Raw genomic sequence first — 15,416 nt, 5'->3', positions numbered from 1 at the left:
GCGCTCAGCGCAGCAGCTTGAGCCCCGGCGGCAGCGCATCGCCCAGCATGCGCGCTTCGCTGGCCTGATCCAGTTCCACGACCTCGCGCACCATCGCTGTCCATGCCGGCGGCGCGCCGCTGGCGGCCAGGCGGCGCAGCACGTCGCCGCGCACCGCATCATCGATGTCGCGCGAGCGGTCGCCCGTCATGCGCGCGATGTGGGCGGCGGCAAAGCCGGCCGGCTCCACCTTGCGCCAGTCGAGCAGCAGGAGCTGGCGCAGCCAGCCCTCGGCCACGTCGGGCGGCGCCACTTCGTGCGCGCTCGACTGGAACGACTGGCGCGCACCCACGCGGCCCAGCGCCCACAGATAGCGGCCGTAGCGCGCGCTGGCGCGGGCATCGAGCTTGCCGCCGGCAGGGATGTCGGCGATCTGCTTGAACAGCCATTCCCCGATCTCGGCCTTGTAGGCCGACGGGATGCGTTCGAGCGACGCGCCCACGCGCAGCAGGTCTTCTTCGCTGCCATCGACCAGCGTGACGGGACGCCGGCCACGCTCGGCGGCATCGGCCTGCAGGTTGAAGGCGAAATCGTCCAGCACGCGCAGTTGCGCATCGAGCGACAGGCCGCCGGCCACGCGGCGCCACAGCGTCCACCATTCGGCGCGCACCTGGCTGTCCTTGTGGTGCTGCACGCCCGCTTCGAACAGGGCCCACAGCCCTTCCATGCGCCACTCGTCGAGCGGGTGGCCGAAGCCGGGGCGCAGGCTGTAGCCGGCCAGGTTGAGCCACGCGCGCTCGTGCTCGACCGAGCGGCGCCGGCCTTTCGCGCGCGCCATCAAGGCGTCGAACAGGCGGCGCAGCAGCGGCGTGGTCCAGTTTTCGCGCGGGCCGAGCAGGTGTTCGAGGCCAGCGCGCAGTTGCTTGACTTCTTTCGGCTCGACCTGTTTCGAGCGGGCGCCGAACACGCGCTCGATCTTGTCGATCGCCGCGTCGAGGTTCGCGGGCAGGGCCTCGTCCGGCGCGTCGATAGCGCCATCATCATCGCTATTGCCACGCAACTGGAACGCCAGCTGCCAGCGCCCGCCGCCGTCTTCGGCGACGCAATGCACTTCGAGCGAACCGACCTCGCTCAGCGTCGTCACCAGGTGCACCGGAATTTCGGCCGTGGCGCCGGATCCTGATTTGCGCAGCACCGTCGCGATTGGCGGCAGGCGCACCACGTCGGCCAGGTCGAGATCGACCAGGTCACCGGCCTGTGGCGCCGCGCCGGCATCGGCAATCGTCGAGACCAGGTGAAAGCGCACTGGCCGGCCGACGCGCAGCGCGAAGCTGCGGTTTGCCAGCGTGACGTCCGTGGCGGCCGGCGTGCCGCGTGGCAGCAGGCAGACGGCGCGCAGCAGGCCGGCGCGCGCTTCGCCGTCGAGTAGCAGGTAATAGTTGCGGGCCGCGCCGCTGTCAATGGCCGGCGCCAGACCCTGGCGCGCCAGCGCGTAGGCGACGCCGCCACGGGCGACGGCGATATCGGGATTCTCGTTGTGCAGCACGCGCAATGGCGCGTCACGCCAGCCGCTCAGCGTGTCGACCAGGCGCCTGGCCAGTGCGGCGCCCCTGAACACGCCGCCGTTGAGCAGCACCGTATCCGGAATCGGGATCGCGCCGCCATCCAGGCCGAGTGCCTCGCGCGACGCCGCTGCATGCTGGCGCAAAAAGCTCGCCAGATGCCGCGTGATGGCGGGGTCGCTCGCGTACGGCAGGCCGAATTCGACGATGCCGGCGCGGGCGCGCGTCGGTTCTTCCTGCGCCGCGTTGAGCGGCAGGAAGCCATCGAGCACGATGCGCTCGATGTCGCTGCGCAGCAGGTCGGCCTTGCGAGCGGAGCCGATCAGGCGGCTGCCAGCGCCGAGCAGCGTGACGGCGACCGACTCGGGCGCGTCGTCGGCCAGCAGTTGCTCCTTGGCGGCGCGGCAGCGTTCCGTGAGCTGGGCCAGGCGCGCGGCCGACAGGCGTGTGCGTGCATTGTCATTGTCGGCACCGGATTGGCCGGCCATGCGCGCTTCGATCAGGTGCGCCAGCGCCAGGTCCATATTGTCGCCACCCAGGATCAGGTGGTTGCCCACGCCGATGCGCGTCAGGTGCGGCTCGCCGTCCCTGGTATCGACCTTGACCAGGCTGAAGTCGGTGGTGCCGCCGCCGACGTCGGCCACCAGCACCAGCCGCGCGTCGCCCAGATCGTCGGCCAGGCTGGCGCGATGGCGGTACAGCCAGTCGTACAGCGCGGCTTGCGGTTCTTCCAGCAGCGCCACCTGCGGCAGGCCGGCCAGCCTGGCCGCTTCGAGCGTCAGCGCGCGGGCGCCTTCGTCGAATGACGCCGGCACCGTGAGCACGATCTGCTGGTGTTCGAGGGGTTGTTTGGGGAAGCGCGCATTCCATGCGGCGCGCAGGTGCGCAAGATAGCTGGCGCTGGCAGCCACCGGCGAGACCTTGGGCACGTCGTTGTCGACACCCCACGGCAGGATCGGCGCCATGCGGTCGACGCCGTCGTGCGACAGCCAGCTCTTGGCGCTCGTGACGAGCCGGCCCGGCGTGGCCGCACCGAGCACGCGCGCCAGGCGCCCCAGCGCAACGCGCTCGACGCCGGCGACGTCCGCCTGCTGCCAGGGCAGTTGCAGGGCGCCGGGCGCGAGCTCGTCCGGCCCCGGGTGGTAGCGCATCGACGGCAGCAGCGGTGCGCCGGCCACTTCGCCGGGCGCCACCAGTTGATCGATCTGGAATAACTCGATGCCGCCCGGGCCATTGCGGCCGTAGGCCAGCACCGTGTTCGTGGTGCCCAGATCGATGCCAACGAGCCAGGTCACTGGACCCCGGCCGCCGTACGCACGTCGAACTCGATCTTCCAGCGCTGGCCGTCACGCGCCACCGCCAGCAGTTCGAGCGTGCCGGCGTCCGTCGCCAGCGCATGCAGTTTTACCTGCACAACATCACCTGCTGCGCGGCCGTCGGCCGGCAGCGTGGCCTGGATCTCGTTCATTTCGTGCAGCTCGTCCGGGCCCCAGAATTCGAGCACGTCGCCGATGCGGTCCTGGCGGCGCGTGGTGGAGCCGAAGAAGCGGAACGTGACCGGTTCGCCGATCACCAGGCCGAATTCCTGGCCCGGCAGTTCGAGTTCGCTGCCTTCTTCCATGCCGAATGGCGCCACGCACAGGGCTTCAAGTGGCGGCTCCATGCCCGGGATGGCCGGCATCGACGATTCGACGCCAACGTAGTACGAACGCGCCGTGCCGCCGCGAATGCGCACGCCGCCGCCACGTCGCGCGTAGCTGAAGTAGGCCGCGCCGCGCGCGACGGCCAGATCGAGATCGGCGCCTTCGAGCATGCGGGCCGGTTCGGCGCCTTCCATGTACAGCCAGTCGTTGATGGTGTCCATCACGCGCTGGGCCAGGATGCCGGACTTGAACACGCCGCCGTTGAACAGCACCGCGCTTGGATGCAGGAACGTGTGGTCGGCCGTGACGCGGCCACTGAAGCCTTCGAGTTCGGCGGTGGCGCCGGCCTGGCGCGCGAGGAACGCGGCCAGGTGGCGCGTGATCGCGGCATCCTGCGCATACGGCAGGCCAAGCTGGGTCAGGCCGGCGCGGGCGCGCACGGTCGGCCGCGCCGAGGCTTCCACGCGCGGGAAGAAGCCGTCGGTGATGAAGGCGGTGACTTCGTCGCGCGTGAGTTCGGTGCGGATCGAGCCGCCGATGAGTTTCGAGCCGCGGCTTGGCACTACGATCGGGTGCGTCGTTGCGTTGGCGTCGGCCAGTAGCGCTTCCTTGGCGCTGCGGCAGCCGTAGGTGAGTGCGCGCATCTGCCAGGCGTCGAGCTGCGTGCCGTTGGCAGCGAGCTTGCGGGCCACGAAGTGGGCCAGCGCCAGGTCCATATTGTCGCCACCGAGCAGGATATGGTCGCCCACGGCGACGCGGTGCGGTTCGAGCTTGCCGTCGCGTTCAAGGATCGCGATCAGCGAAAAGTCGCTGGTGCCGCCGCCGACGTCGACTACCAGGATGATGTCGCCGGGTGCGACCTGCTTGCGCCAGCGCCCGCCGCTGCCCTGGATCCAGCTGTACAGCGCCGCTTGCGGCTCTTCGAGCAGGGTCGGCGTGAAGCCGGCAAGGCGCGCGGCGTCCAGTGTCAGCTCGCGCGCGCCCGGATCGAACGAGGCAGGGATGGTGACGGTGACCGATTGCTGGTCGAACGGCGCTTCGGGGTGCGCGGCGTTCCAGGCCTGGCGCAGGTGGCGCAGGTAGTGGGTCGATGCATCCAGTGGCGAAACACGGGTGACTTCGTCCGGCGCGTCCGTCGGCAGGATCGCGGCGCGGCGATCCACACCTGGGTGGCACAGCCAGCTTTTGGCCGACGAGACCAGGCGGATCGGCGTGGTCGCGCCGCGGTTGCGCGCCATCTCGCCGGCGATCGCGGTTTCTTCAGTGTCGCTCCATGGCAGCGCGCGTTCGCCGGCCGGCAGTTCGTCCGGGTGCGGCAGATACAGGAACGATGGCAGCAGCGGCAGCGCTTCGATCGTGCCGGGCGCGGTCAGTTGCGGGATCGGCAGCACGGCGTCGACGGCCTGTTCGCCGTCACTGGCCTGCAGGTCGACATACGACAGCGCGCTGTGGGTCGTGCCCAGGTCGATGCCGATGGCGTAACGCGGTTCGGCCGCGTTGTTCAACGGGTCGTTGGAGGAGTTGTTCACGATGTCGTTCACAGTTCCACCTCCGCCGGGGCCAGCACGCGTGCATCGTGGCGCTCGGCCAGTTGCGGCAGCGTGACGCTGGCGGCGCGCCAGCCGCGGTGGCTCAGGGTGCCGTTGAATGGCGCCGTGCCGACCACGTTGCCGGTCAGGCGCACGCTGGCGGCATCGAAGCCTTCGTTCAGCGTGATGCGGGCGCCTTCAGCTTCGCTGCGCACCGGCTCGATCGTGAAGTGCTCGCGCAGTACGCGCGCGCAGCCTTCGTGCACGACGCGTGCGGCGGCGCCGATGTCGGCGTCCGAATAGCTGGTGAGATTTTCGTGGGCGAAGTCGATCAGGCGTGCTTCGCGCTGGAAGAGGCTCAGCAGTTGCAGGGCCGAATCCGGCGTCGGCGCGCGCAGGGGCGTCGGTGCTGGCGCTGGCTTCACGACAGGTGCAGGTGCCGGTGCCGGGGCAGGTACCGGTGCCGGAGCGGCGGTCGGGCCGACGCCGTCATCGCGCACGCGCGCGGCAAATTCGGCGTCGCCGAGCGATTTGAACAGGGCGCCGAAGGCGATCGACAAGCGGCTGAAGAAGCCGGGCAAATTGGTCTGTTGGGTCATGGTTGTTTTGATTGGTCAGTGCGAAAGCGGCGACCCGGCGCATCCGGCGCCAGGGAATGCCGCTCCCAAAAGAGGCGCATGATACCAGCAGGCGCACCGTTGGCGCACTGACAAGACATGGTCAGGGTTGGCCGACAGCGCGCGCGCCGCTCGTCAGCGCTGCTGCGTAATCGGTGAAATCGCCAAGGCCGCGCTTGATGATCGTGACGAGGGCGGGCAGGGGCGCGGCCTGGTAATCCCATTCGGCGCGGCAGAATTCGCCGGTGCGCTTGAGGTTTTCGGCCACGACCGGGACGATCCAGCCATGCCCGGCCAGCAGCGTGATGACCTCGCGCTCGTCCTGCGCTGGTCCCAGATGTGCGCAGCCGATCACGTAGTCGCCCATCTCGATTGCCGCTTCCCAGGCGCGGATCACGTTGAGCGTGGCCGCATCCTGGCGCGTGATGTCGTCGGTGAACGTGGTGGGGTCGCGCTCGTATTCTTCGCGGGCGCGTTTGCAGCAGCGTTCGATGATGCCGGCTTTCTTCAGAAGAAGATCGGTACTCACTGCGTTGCTCATTAACAACTCCATGATCACTGGACACCAAAAAGATATATGGCGCCAAAGCGCCGATCTACAAGGTGCGGATACGGTAGACAAAATGAAAAGCGCTTGCCAAGCCCCGTTTCAACGAGTACTGTACGTTTATACAGTACTTGCATTGTTATCACTATCATGACTCCTTCTTCCATCTTTGCTGCGCCAGAGGCATTGCACCCATCGCTGTGGCGTGCTTCGCAGCTGGCGCATGCCGACACGCGCTGCATCGACACGGGGCACGCCACCTTGTCGGGCCAGTTGCCGGGCGGTGGCTGGCCCGGCGGCACCCTGGTCGACCTGTTGCTGCAACAACCCGGCATCGGCGAAATGCGGCTTCTGCGCCCGGCGCTGGCCGCCTGCGCATCGCGCCGCATCGTGCTGCTGCAACCACCCCATCCACCCCAGGCGCTGGCACTGGCCGCGCTGGGCCTCGATCCATCCCAATTGCTGTGGCTGCGCTCGACGCGCAGCGCCGATGCCCTGTGGGCAGCCGAGCAGGTCTTGCGCAGCGGCAGTTGCGGTGCGCTGCTGTTCTGGGCCAACCACGTGCGCAGCGACAGCCTGCGCCGCCTGCACCTGGCGGCGCAGGGTGGCGAAACCCTGTTCTTCATGCTCCGCCCCTTGTCTGCCGCGCAAGATGCATCGCCCGCGCCGCTGCGCCTTGCGCTGCGCCCGGCCGCCGGCGGCATGACGGTCGACTTCATCAAACGCCGGGGACCGCAGCGCGACGCGCCGCTGTTCCTGCCCCTTGGTTCTTCACTACTGCAACGCCATGCGCCTCTGGATCGGCCTGTATTTGCCCCAGCTACCGCTCGAAGTCTTCAGCCCACGCTGGTGCAATAGCAGTAGCAATGGCGGCGGTGCCGATGGCGCCGATGCTGCCGACGCTGTTGTTGTAGCTGCTGCTGCGGGCGATCCCGGCATCGTGGTTCTGGAACAGGAGCGGGTCATGGCCTTGTCGAAAGCGGCGCACATCGAAGGCGTGCTGCCCGGCATGCGGCGTGGCGGCGTGCTGATGCTGATGCCCGACGCGCGCATCGTCCAGCGCAGCCACGAGCGTGAAGCCGAGGCCTTGCAGGCAGTGGCGATGGCGATGCTGCAGTACACGCCGCAAGTGGCGCTGGCCGAAGAATGCACGCTGCTGCTCGACATCGGGGCCAGCCTGCGCCTGTTCGGCGGCATCCGGCAGTTGTGCGAGCAGGTACGCGCCAACCTGCGCACGCTCGGCTTTACGGGTTGCATTGCCTGCGCGCCCACCGCGCGCGGCGCCTGGCTGCTGGCGCGCCGCAATGCGGGGCGCGCGGTCAAGATGGCGTCGCTCGTGCGGCGGCTCAATCGCCTGCCGGTGAGCCTGCTGCCACCGGCGCGGCCGTTCGCGGCCTGGTTCGATGGTCTCGGTTGTCGCCGGCTGGACGAATTGCAGCGCCTGCCCCGGCCTGGCCTGCAGCGGCGCTGCGGGCGGGCACTGCTCGACATGCTCGACGCGGCGTATGGCCACAGCCCCGAACTGTTGCAATGGATCGAGCCGCCCGAACGTTTTCAGGCCCGGCTCGAACTGTTCGACCGGCTCGAACACGCCGACCTGCTGCTGGCCGGCGCCCACCACCTGGTGCTGCAGATGACGGGCTGGCTGTGTGCGCGCCAACTGGCGGTCGAACGCATCCTGCTGCTGCTCGAGCACGAGCGGGGCAGGGTGGCATGTCCGCCCACGGCGGTCGAAGTCGCGCTGGCCGAACCCACGTGGCGCGACGAACACCTGATGCGGCTGCTGCGCGAACGCCTGGCCAAGCTCGAACTCGTCGCACCCGTGATCGGCATCCGGCTCGAAGCCCAGCAGTTGCAGGCGATGGCGCCGCCGACTGACTCGCTGTTTCCCGATCCCGGCGGCAGCGAAGAAGACCGCATGCGCATGATCGAACTCCTGGTCGCGCGCCTGGGTCCCGACAACGTGCTGCAGGCGCTGCCCCATGCCGATTACCGGCCCGAGATCGCCAACGCCTGGGTACCGGTGCACGAGAAAGTGAGCACGGCGGCGCGCGCCGCGCAGATGCCGCCCGATGTGCAAAGCCTGCCCCGGCCAAGCTGGCTGCTGGCCAAGCCGCTTGCGCTGCTGATGCGCGACCACCGGCCGTTCTATGGCTCGCCGTTGCGGGTAGCATCCAATCCCGAGCGCATCGAAGCGGGGTGGTGGAGCCAGACGCAGACGCGCGATTATTTCATCGCCGAAGGCAAGGACCACGCGCTGTACTGGATCTACCGCGAGCGCATCAACGGCTCGGGCGAGGATGCGGCGCCGCGCTGGTTCCTGCATGGCTTGTTCGGGTGAGGCGATGACTATCAACGCATCGCCAGCGCGCGCCAGCGAACGGACCGTTTACCCCGGTCAGGCATACTTCAGCGATCGACAGTCGACAGGAGAACCCATGAAATCATCCATTCATCTCGCCGCCCTGGCCGCTTTTACGTTCGCCGCCTCGGCCCACGCCGCCACGCAGCAGACGCTGGAAACGTCCGGCTTTACCGTCAAGATCGTGCAGCAGTGCGAAGAAGGCAACGTCACCTGCGACGACGTGCGCTACACCGGCACCAGCAAGAAGACCGGCAAGGCAATCAAGCTGCGCGGCAAGACCATGCACTCGATGGCAGCCGATGGCGTCACGCCCGGCGCCTTCCAGGGCTACGTGTTTCGCTCGGGCCGCGTGAACTACACCGTGTTCGCCGATGGCCGGCTGGTGGTTACCGAGGGCAAGAAGACGCTCGTGAACCAGCGTGGTGAATGGAAGTAGTCCTGGCCCGCACTCGATGAACCGAGAATAGGGTCGCCCGGCTAAATCACCACGCTCAATCCGGCGCCAGCAACTGTTCCAGCCGGCGCGGATAGTGATTCAAAAAGTCGCGTGTCACGGCGTAATGTTCCGTGTCCTCATACCCGATCTCGGCAATGCCGTTGCCGTCGAATACCAGGATCTTCGCGCCAGGATAGGCAAGCAGAATCGGCGAGTGCGTCACGATGATGAACTGCGACTGATCCTGCACCAGTTGATGCATCGCCCGCAACGCTGCCAGCTGGCGGGTGGGCGAGAGCGCCGCCTCGGGTTCATCGAGCAGGTACAGGCCATTGCCTCTGAATTTGTCGAGCAGCACACTCATGAATGCTTCGCCATGCGAGCGCGCATGCAGCTTCTTGTCGCCATAGCCACCGAAGACACTGGTCTCCGGCATCCGGTCGAGGTAGGTCGCGAGATTGTAGAAGCTCTCGGCCCGAAGAAAATAGCCGTCCTTGGGCCTGCGCGTGCTGCGCGACATCCGAATGTGATCCGCCAGCCGGGTGTGCTCGCCGGACGTGTTCAGCAAGTGGTTGTTCAGCGTGCCGCCTTCGATGCCAAAGCCCAGTGCCAGCGCGATCGCTTCCAGCATGGTCGACTTGCCGCTGCCATTCTCGCCAACGAAGAAGGTCACGTCGGCGTGGAACTCGATCGATTGCAGTTCGCGCACGGCAGGAATGTTGAACGGGAAGTCATCGAAGCCGACCTCGTTGCCGAAGTCGGCCCACACGCGTTGCAGGTAAGGCTTGGCGCTGAAACGATGCATGGCGAAGGCTCGGGAATCGGCAGTGCCGCCAGTGTGCCACACCCTGTGCCCGCCGGCCTCGCAGCGTTACCCATCGCGCTCCGCAAGCACGATGCGCACATGCTGCTTGCGCCCGGCCGACAGAAGCCATTCGCTACCGGCAGGAAGCGCCATATCGGCATCCATCACCGCCACGCCATCGAGCCGCAAGCCGCCGCCCGCCGCCAGGCGCCGCGCTGCACCGCGCGATGCTGCGAGACCGGCATCGACGGCAAGTTCGGCCAGCGTGATCCCGGTCGCGAAGCGCGTGGCATCGAGCGCGAACGTCGGCATGTCGTCGCGCCGGGCGTCGCCAAAGGCCGCTGCTGCAGCGCGCAGCGCCGCGTCGAGCGCGTCCTGCCCGTGTGCCAGCCGCGTCGCTTCATTGGCCAGCACGATCTTCGCATCGTTCAGCGCCGCGCCCTGCAACGCGCCCAGGCGCCGCACCTCGGTCATCGGCAGTTCGGTAAACAGTGCGAGGAAGCGCGCCACGTCGCGGTCGTCGACATTGCGCCAGAACTGCCAGAAGCCGTAGGGCGACAGGCGGTCGGCGTTGAGCCACACGGCGCCGCCCGCCGACTTGCCCATCTTCTTGCCGTCGCTCGTGGCCAGCAGCGGCATGGTCAGGCCATACAGGTCCAGGCCCGACCGGCGCCGGCCCAGATCGATGCCGTTGATGATGTTGGCCCACTGGTCGGCTCCGCCGATCTGCAGCGTGCAGCCGTGACGGCGCGCCAGTTCAGTGAAGTCGTACGCCTGCAACAGCGTGTAGCCGAATTCCAGGAATGACAGCGAGTGTTCGAGGCGCGAGCGGATCGCATCGAACGTCAGCATCCGGTTGACGCTGAAGTGACGCCCCACCTGGCCCAGGAAGTCGAGGTAGCCCAGGCCATCGAGCCATGCGGCGTTGTCGACCACCGGCACGTCCGGGCCGAGGTAGCGTGCGAAGGCGCGGCCGATACCGGCAATGTTCGCGTCGATCGCCGGGCCGTCCAGCACCGGCCGCGTGGTGTCACGAAAACTCGGATCGCCAATACGTGTGGTGGCCCCGCCAATGAGCAGCAGGGGGTGGTGGCCCGCGCGCTGCAGCCAGCGCATCAGCATGAGGCCTTGCAGGTGGCCGACATGGAGGCTGTCGGCAGTTGCGTCAAAGCCCAGGTAGGCGGTGATGGGCGTGGCCATGGCGTGGCGCAGGCCAGCGACGTCGGTGCATTGGTGAATGAAGCCGCGTTCTTGCAGAACGTCGAGCAGGTCGAGCGGGATGGACATACAGTCTCCTGGAGATGGAACGCCCAGGAAGACCGGTTACCCGTACATGTCCGCCTGAAGCGGACCGGGTTGCGTGAAAGCCCCTACCGCTGCGAGGTGCGGTAGGCGTAATAGCTGGCTGGGGAAGTCACGATGAAAGTCATGGATCGATCTTAGCTGCATGCCGGCGCATGCGTCAAGCGTCGGGGCAGCGCCGCGACGCTTGCTTCAGTACTTACTTCAGTGCTTACTTCAGCGCCTTGAACAACACCTCGAGGCGGTCCTTTGTGCCCGGAATGCGTTCCAGGCGCGGGTAGCGCAGGCCGTCGCGGTAATCGAGCGAGATCGTGCGCAGGTTGTTCCCCTTGCGTACCAGGAGTTCGAGCGGCGCCTTGCCATCCTTGGCCGCGCGCACTGCTGCCTTGAGCACGTCGCCCTTGTAGACGCGGTTGTTGACCGCGACGATCGTCGTGTTGGCCGCCAGGCCCGCGCGGAAGCCCACGCCGTCCCAGATCACGCCCGTGATGCCGCCATCGGCGCGCACCTGGAAGCCCAGCGAGTACGTGAAGTCGGCGGTCTTGTTGCGCTCTTCCGCGCCGCGCGCTGCGTCGCTTGGCGTGTCGCCGTAGACCAGCTTCCAGCCGGCGCGCTTGAGGCCATCGAGCGGGGCGCCCGGGCCGTGGCCGTCCAGGCGCGCGCGCAGGAACGGCGCCCAGTCGTATTTCTGCACCTTGTTCAAGGCGGCCACCACATCGCCGAACGTGTAGTAGGTGGTCTGGGTGCTGCCGTTGTCGATGCCGAAGAAGGCGCGCGCGAAGTCCTGCAGGCCGCGATGCTCGCCCGACATTTCGCGGATCATCGTGTCGACGTCGAGCCAGATCAGCATGCCTTCGGTGTAGTAATCCTCGCTGCGCTGCCAGTTGCCCCAGCCGATCGGACGGCGCCCGTTGATGATCGGGTCGTTGACGGTGTCCTGGACTGCGCGCCAGTCGCGGCCCTGGGTAGCGTCGTAGCGCGCTGCATCGGCGGCCAGCGCATCGCGCGCGTGGGTTTGCGACACCAGGCCCGAACGCGCGGCGAGCACCTTGCCCCAGAACTGGGTCTGGCCTTCGTACAGCCACAGCAGCTCGTTCTGCAGCGGCGTGTTGAAGTTGGCGACATCCTGGCCTGCGGGCCGGCGGAACTTGCCGTTCCACGAGTGGACGAATTCGTGCGGCAGCAGCTCGCGCCCGGCCTCGTTGCGGTTCCACTCGGTGAAGTACCCGAGCTTGACGCCATTCTCGCTCGACTGCTGGTGCTCGCGGCCGATGCCGCCGAATTCGTCCGAGATCGCGAACAGGAAATCGTACTGGCGATAGTGGTGCGAACCGAACAGCTTGAGCGCCTGGTCGACCATCGCGCGGTGCAGCTTGATCTGGTCCGGCTTGGCCTCGAGGTTTTCGGGATTGTCGGCCACCACATTGAGCATCACCGGCTGCTTCGCGCCCGGCGCCAGGTCGATGCGCTTGAAGTAGCGGCCCGCGAACAGGGGCGAATCGACCAGCGTGTCGAGATCATGCGGCTTGAAGCGCACTTCGTCGCCGGTGCGTGCTTCGACCGCCAGCGAGCTGGCGAACTGCCAGCCGGCGGGCAGGCGCAGCGTCGGCTGCACGGTAATGCGGCGCGCCTGGTAGCCGGCCGGGTACAGCGCCACCGATTGCCACTGCACGCCGAGGATGTCGTCGGTCATCGTGATGCGGCCCTGCGTCGTATCGAGCGGCGACAGGAACTGGTATTCGGCTTCCAGCGTGGTGGCGCCTTCCGGCACGACGACGTGGAACGCATACACGTTGACCGGGTCGCGCTTCCATTCCACTGGCTTGCCGCCGGCGCGGAATTTCAGGCCGGCGAGCTGGGTCAGCGGAATGTTCGGGCCGTGGTTCCCCGGCGCCCACTGCGGATACAGCAGCGTCATCGGGCCAGCCTGCACGGGCATCGACAGGCGCATCCTGAAGACCTGCTGCGACAGATTGCTTGCGTCGACATGCAGCGCGATCGTGCCGGGATACGGCGCGTCGCCGACGGCGGGAAGCTGGGCTGCGGCAGGCAGGGCCAGCGTCAGGGCCAGAGTCAGGGCCAAAGCGCTCGCCGGACGGGCAGCGCGTGCGAAGAAGGTGCGGGATGCGGTCATGGGAAAAGGCAGGGAAGGGAAGCCGGGCAGTGTAGCACCGCGCGTCGGACTGAATTTTCCTTGATACATCATGCAAACAAAATTTGGAAAAATATTTTAAATTCCGTATTTTGCTTGTCTTGATTTCGCGATGGATGGCATTAGATTGGTACCAGCGGATGCTCAACTGAGGTCCGCACCCTTATCGCTTAACTTTACAAGGATAACTATCATGCGTACTTACGACCTGACCCCCCTCTACCGTTCCGCCATCGGTTTCGATCGCCTGGCCAGCCTGCTCGAGCAACGCGCCGAGTCGCAGCCAAGCTACCCGCCGTACAACATCGAACTGGTGAGCGAAGACCAATACCGCATCGTGATGGCGCTGGCCGGCTTCACCCGCGACGAAGTCGAGATCATCACCGAGCGTGACAGCCTGCACGTTACTGGCCGCAAGCAGAAGGATGACGCCCAGCGCACCTTCCTGCACCGTGGCATCGCAGCACGCGATTTCGAGCAGCGCTTCCAGCTGGCCAACCACGTGAAGGTCACCACGGCGTCGTTCGACAACGGCATGCTCACCATCGAACTGGTGCGTGAAGTGCCCGAGGCGCTCAAGCCGCGCAAGATCGCCATCGGCGATGCTGCCGGTACCACAATCAGCGGCGACAACGTCCAGGCACTGGAACAGCGCGCTGCCTGAGCTGTGGCACATGATGTGATAACGGTTTGAACGGAGGGCGCCTGCAGCATCGGGGCGCCCTTGTCCTATCTGGCGGGCCTTGTGTCTGTGCAGCCGCAAACCGTGTGCATTAAGGCGCGTCTAAGGGGTGTTGTCTGTCAACTTAAGTATGGTCTAAGACGGCTGCGCGACACTAGCCTCATCGAATCTCGATCACCGATTCACCGAATTTTCATCAGGAGCACATCCATGTCGAACCCAAGTGCCGTTACTGCCATCACTGCCAAACGCCTGACGCTGGCCCTGTGTGCCGCGGGCGTCATCGGCGGCGCGGTCGGTGCCATCGCTGTCAATCACAATAACGCTACTGCCAATGCTGCTCCGCCTAGCGTGCCCGCGGTCGTCGCGGCCGCCCCTGGTGCTGCGCCGGCTGCTGCCGTGGGCGCACCGTCGTCGACGGTGGCGCTGCCCGACTTCACGCGCATCGCCGCGCAACAGGGCAAGACCGTGGTCAATATCCGCGTTGTTGGCGGCACCAAGACGGCCGCCCGCGGTGGCGGCGGTGCCGGCGGCATGCCAAGCCTCGACCCTGGCCATCCGTTGTATGAGTTTTTCAAGCAGTTTCAGGACCCGCGCTCCGGTGGTGAGCGCGGCGGTCGTGAAGCGCCCGTTTTCGGCGCTGGATCGGGCTTCATCGTAAGCCCGGACGGCGTCATCCTTACCAACGCACACGTCGTGCAGGGCGCTGACGAAGTCACGGTCAAGCTGCAGGATCGCCGCGAGTTTCGCGCCAAGGTCCTGGGCTCCGACCCGCGCACCGACGTGGCTGTGTTGAAAATCGACGCCAAGGGCTTGCCCGTGGCGCCGATCGGCAAATCGAAGTCGGTCCTGGTGGGTGAGTGGGTGCTGGCCATCGGTTCGCCGTATGGTCTCGAAAGCACCGTCACCGCCGGCGTGGTCAGCGCCACCGGTCGTTCCATCTCGGACGGCAGCGTGCCGTTCATCCAGACCGACGTTGCGGTCAACCCCGGCAACTCGGGTGGCCCGCTGTTCAACACGCGCGGTGAAGTGGTCGGCATCAATTCGCAGATCTACAGCCAGACCGGCGGCTACCAGGGCCTGTCGTTCTCGATCCCGATCGATCTTGCCGTGCGCATCAAGGACCAGATCGTCGCCACCGGCAAGGTGCAGCATGCCAAGCTCGGTGTGGGCGTGCAAGAAGTCGGCCAGAGCTTCGCCGATTCGTTCAAGCTCGAATCGGTTGAAGGGGCCCTGGTGAGTAACGTCGAACGTGGCAGCCCGGCCGAGCGTGCGGGCCTGAAATCCGGCGACGTGATTCGCACCGCCAACGGCACGCCGATCGTCTCGTCGGGCGACCTGCCGGCGATGATGACGATGGCAAAACCGGGCGACAAGATCGCCATGGACGTCTGGCGCGACGGCAAGCTGGTGCGTATCGATGCGACGCTGGCCGACGCAGCCGAGAAACCACGCCGCGGCCAGATGGAAGACGTGGCCGGCGTCGTCGACAACAGTGCGAAGCTGGGCCTGTCATTGCGGCCCCTGGAGCCGATCGAGCGTCGCCAGAGCGGCATCGCGGCTGGCCTGCTGATCGAAGACGCTTCGGGCGCCGCCGAAATGGCCGGCATCGAGCCGGGCGATGTGCTTATCTCGGTCAACGGCCGGCCCGTGACGTCGGTGGTCCAGGTGCGCGAGATGGTCGCCAAGGCCAGCAAGTCGGTGGCCCTGCTGATCCAGCGCGACGGTCAAAAAATCTTCATCCCGGTGCGGATCGGTTAATTGGTTAAGATAGCGTAGCGCCCTCGGGTCGCACTT

12 protein-coding genes are annotated in these 15,416 nt (G+C 66.8%); 5 read left to right on the top strand and 7 right to left on the bottom strand.

Annotation, left to right across the window (positions count from 1 at the left end; all coding sequences use genetic code 11):
• Positions 1-4 precede the first annotated feature (4 nt).
• From AC56LW_RS03285 to hepT, 4 genes are all read right to left on the bottom strand, one after another.
• Positions 5-2,836 carry an Hsp70 family protein gene (locus tag AC56LW_RS03285; RefSeq protein ID WP_499631582.1) on the bottom strand — a complete coding sequence of 944 codons (2,832 nt, stop codon included), beginning with the start codon at positions 2,834-2,836 and terminating at the stop codon, positions 5-7.
• Complete coding sequence (locus AC56LW_RS03280; protein WP_499631579.1) at positions 2,833-4,713, bottom strand: Hsp70 family protein; 1,881 nt, start codon at positions 4,711-4,713, stop codon at positions 2,833-2,835. Before AC56LW_RS03280 ends, AC56LW_RS03285 begins: the two co-directional genes overlap by 4 nt.
• 8 nt (positions 4,714-4,721) lie before the next feature.
• Positions 4,722-5,312, bottom strand: a complete 591-nt coding sequence (locus AC56LW_RS03275; RefSeq protein WP_183555618.1) for a DUF2760 domain-containing protein — start codon at positions 5,310-5,312, stop codon at positions 4,722-4,724.
• A gap of 121 nt (positions 5,313-5,433) precedes the next feature.
• Positions 5,434-5,871 (bottom strand): type VII toxin-antitoxin system HepT family RNase toxin, encoded by a 438-nt coding sequence (gene hepT, locus AC56LW_RS03270; protein WP_499631576.1) that lies wholly within the window; start codon positions 5,869-5,871, stop codon positions 5,434-5,436.
• A 156-nt stretch (positions 5,872-6,027) separates the two neighbouring features.
• Between hepT and imuA the strand changes: the two genes are divergently transcribed.
• The 3 genes from imuA to AC56LW_RS03255 all read left to right on the top strand — a co-directional run bounded on the left by imuA (position 6,028) and on the right by AC56LW_RS03255 (position 8,678).
• Positions 6,028-6,735 carry a translesion DNA synthesis-associated protein ImuA gene (gene imuA, locus AC56LW_RS03265; RefSeq protein WP_332531426.1) on the top strand — a complete coding sequence of 236 codons (708 nt, stop codon included), beginning with the start codon at positions 6,028-6,030 and terminating at the stop codon, positions 6,733-6,735.
• Positions 6,665-8,218 carry a Y-family DNA polymerase gene (locus tag AC56LW_RS03260; protein ID WP_499631573.1) on the top strand — a complete coding sequence of 518 codons (1,554 nt, stop codon included), beginning with the start codon at positions 6,665-6,667 and terminating at the stop codon, positions 8,216-8,218. Before imuA ends, AC56LW_RS03260 begins: the two co-directional genes overlap by 71 nt.
• A gap of 97 nt (positions 8,219-8,315) precedes the next feature.
• Positions 8,316-8,678, top strand: a complete 363-nt coding sequence (locus tag AC56LW_RS03255; protein WP_499631570.1) for a hypothetical protein — start codon at positions 8,316-8,318, stop codon at positions 8,676-8,678.
• A gap of 55 nt (positions 8,679-8,733) precedes the next feature.
• On the opposite strand, the gene AC56LW_RS03250 is transcribed toward AC56LW_RS03255, so the two are convergent.
• The 3 genes from AC56LW_RS03250 to AC56LW_RS03240 form a co-directional block, all read right to left on the bottom strand.
• Complete coding sequence (locus tag AC56LW_RS03250) at positions 8,734-9,483, bottom strand: AAA family ATPase (protein ID WP_499631567.1); 750 nt, start codon at positions 9,481-9,483, stop codon at positions 8,734-8,736.
• Positions 9,484-9,549: 66 nt separating this feature from the next.
• Positions 9,550-10,770: a tyrosine--tRNA ligase gene (gene tyrS / locus AC56LW_RS03245; protein ID WP_499631565.1), complete on the bottom strand. Its 1,221-nt coding sequence runs from the start codon at positions 10,768-10,770 to the stop codon at positions 9,550-9,552.
• A 226-nt stretch (positions 10,771-10,996) separates the two neighbouring features.
• A complete protein-coding gene (locus AC56LW_RS03240; RefSeq protein WP_499631562.1) occupies positions 10,997-12,919 on the bottom strand; it encodes a M61 family metallopeptidase in 1,923 nt (640 codons plus the stop codon).
• 211 nt (positions 12,920-13,130) lie between these two features.
• Between AC56LW_RS03240 and AC56LW_RS03235 the strand changes: the two genes are divergently transcribed.
• Complete coding sequence (locus AC56LW_RS03235) at positions 13,131-13,601, top strand: Hsp20 family protein (RefSeq protein WP_183555607.1); 471 nt, start codon at positions 13,131-13,133, stop codon at positions 13,599-13,601.
• A 228-nt stretch (positions 13,602-13,829) separates the two neighbouring features.
• Complete coding sequence (locus tag AC56LW_RS03230) at positions 13,830-15,380, top strand: Do family serine endopeptidase (RefSeq protein ID WP_499631559.1); 1,551 nt, start codon at positions 13,830-13,832, stop codon at positions 15,378-15,380.
• Positions 15,381-15,416 lie beyond the last annotated feature (36 nt).

The organism is Telluria sp. LT2P80 (assembly GCF_059685955.1).
Note: the sequence above shows the minus strand (reverse complement) of the source record. Positions and strands in the feature narration are given on the sequence as shown.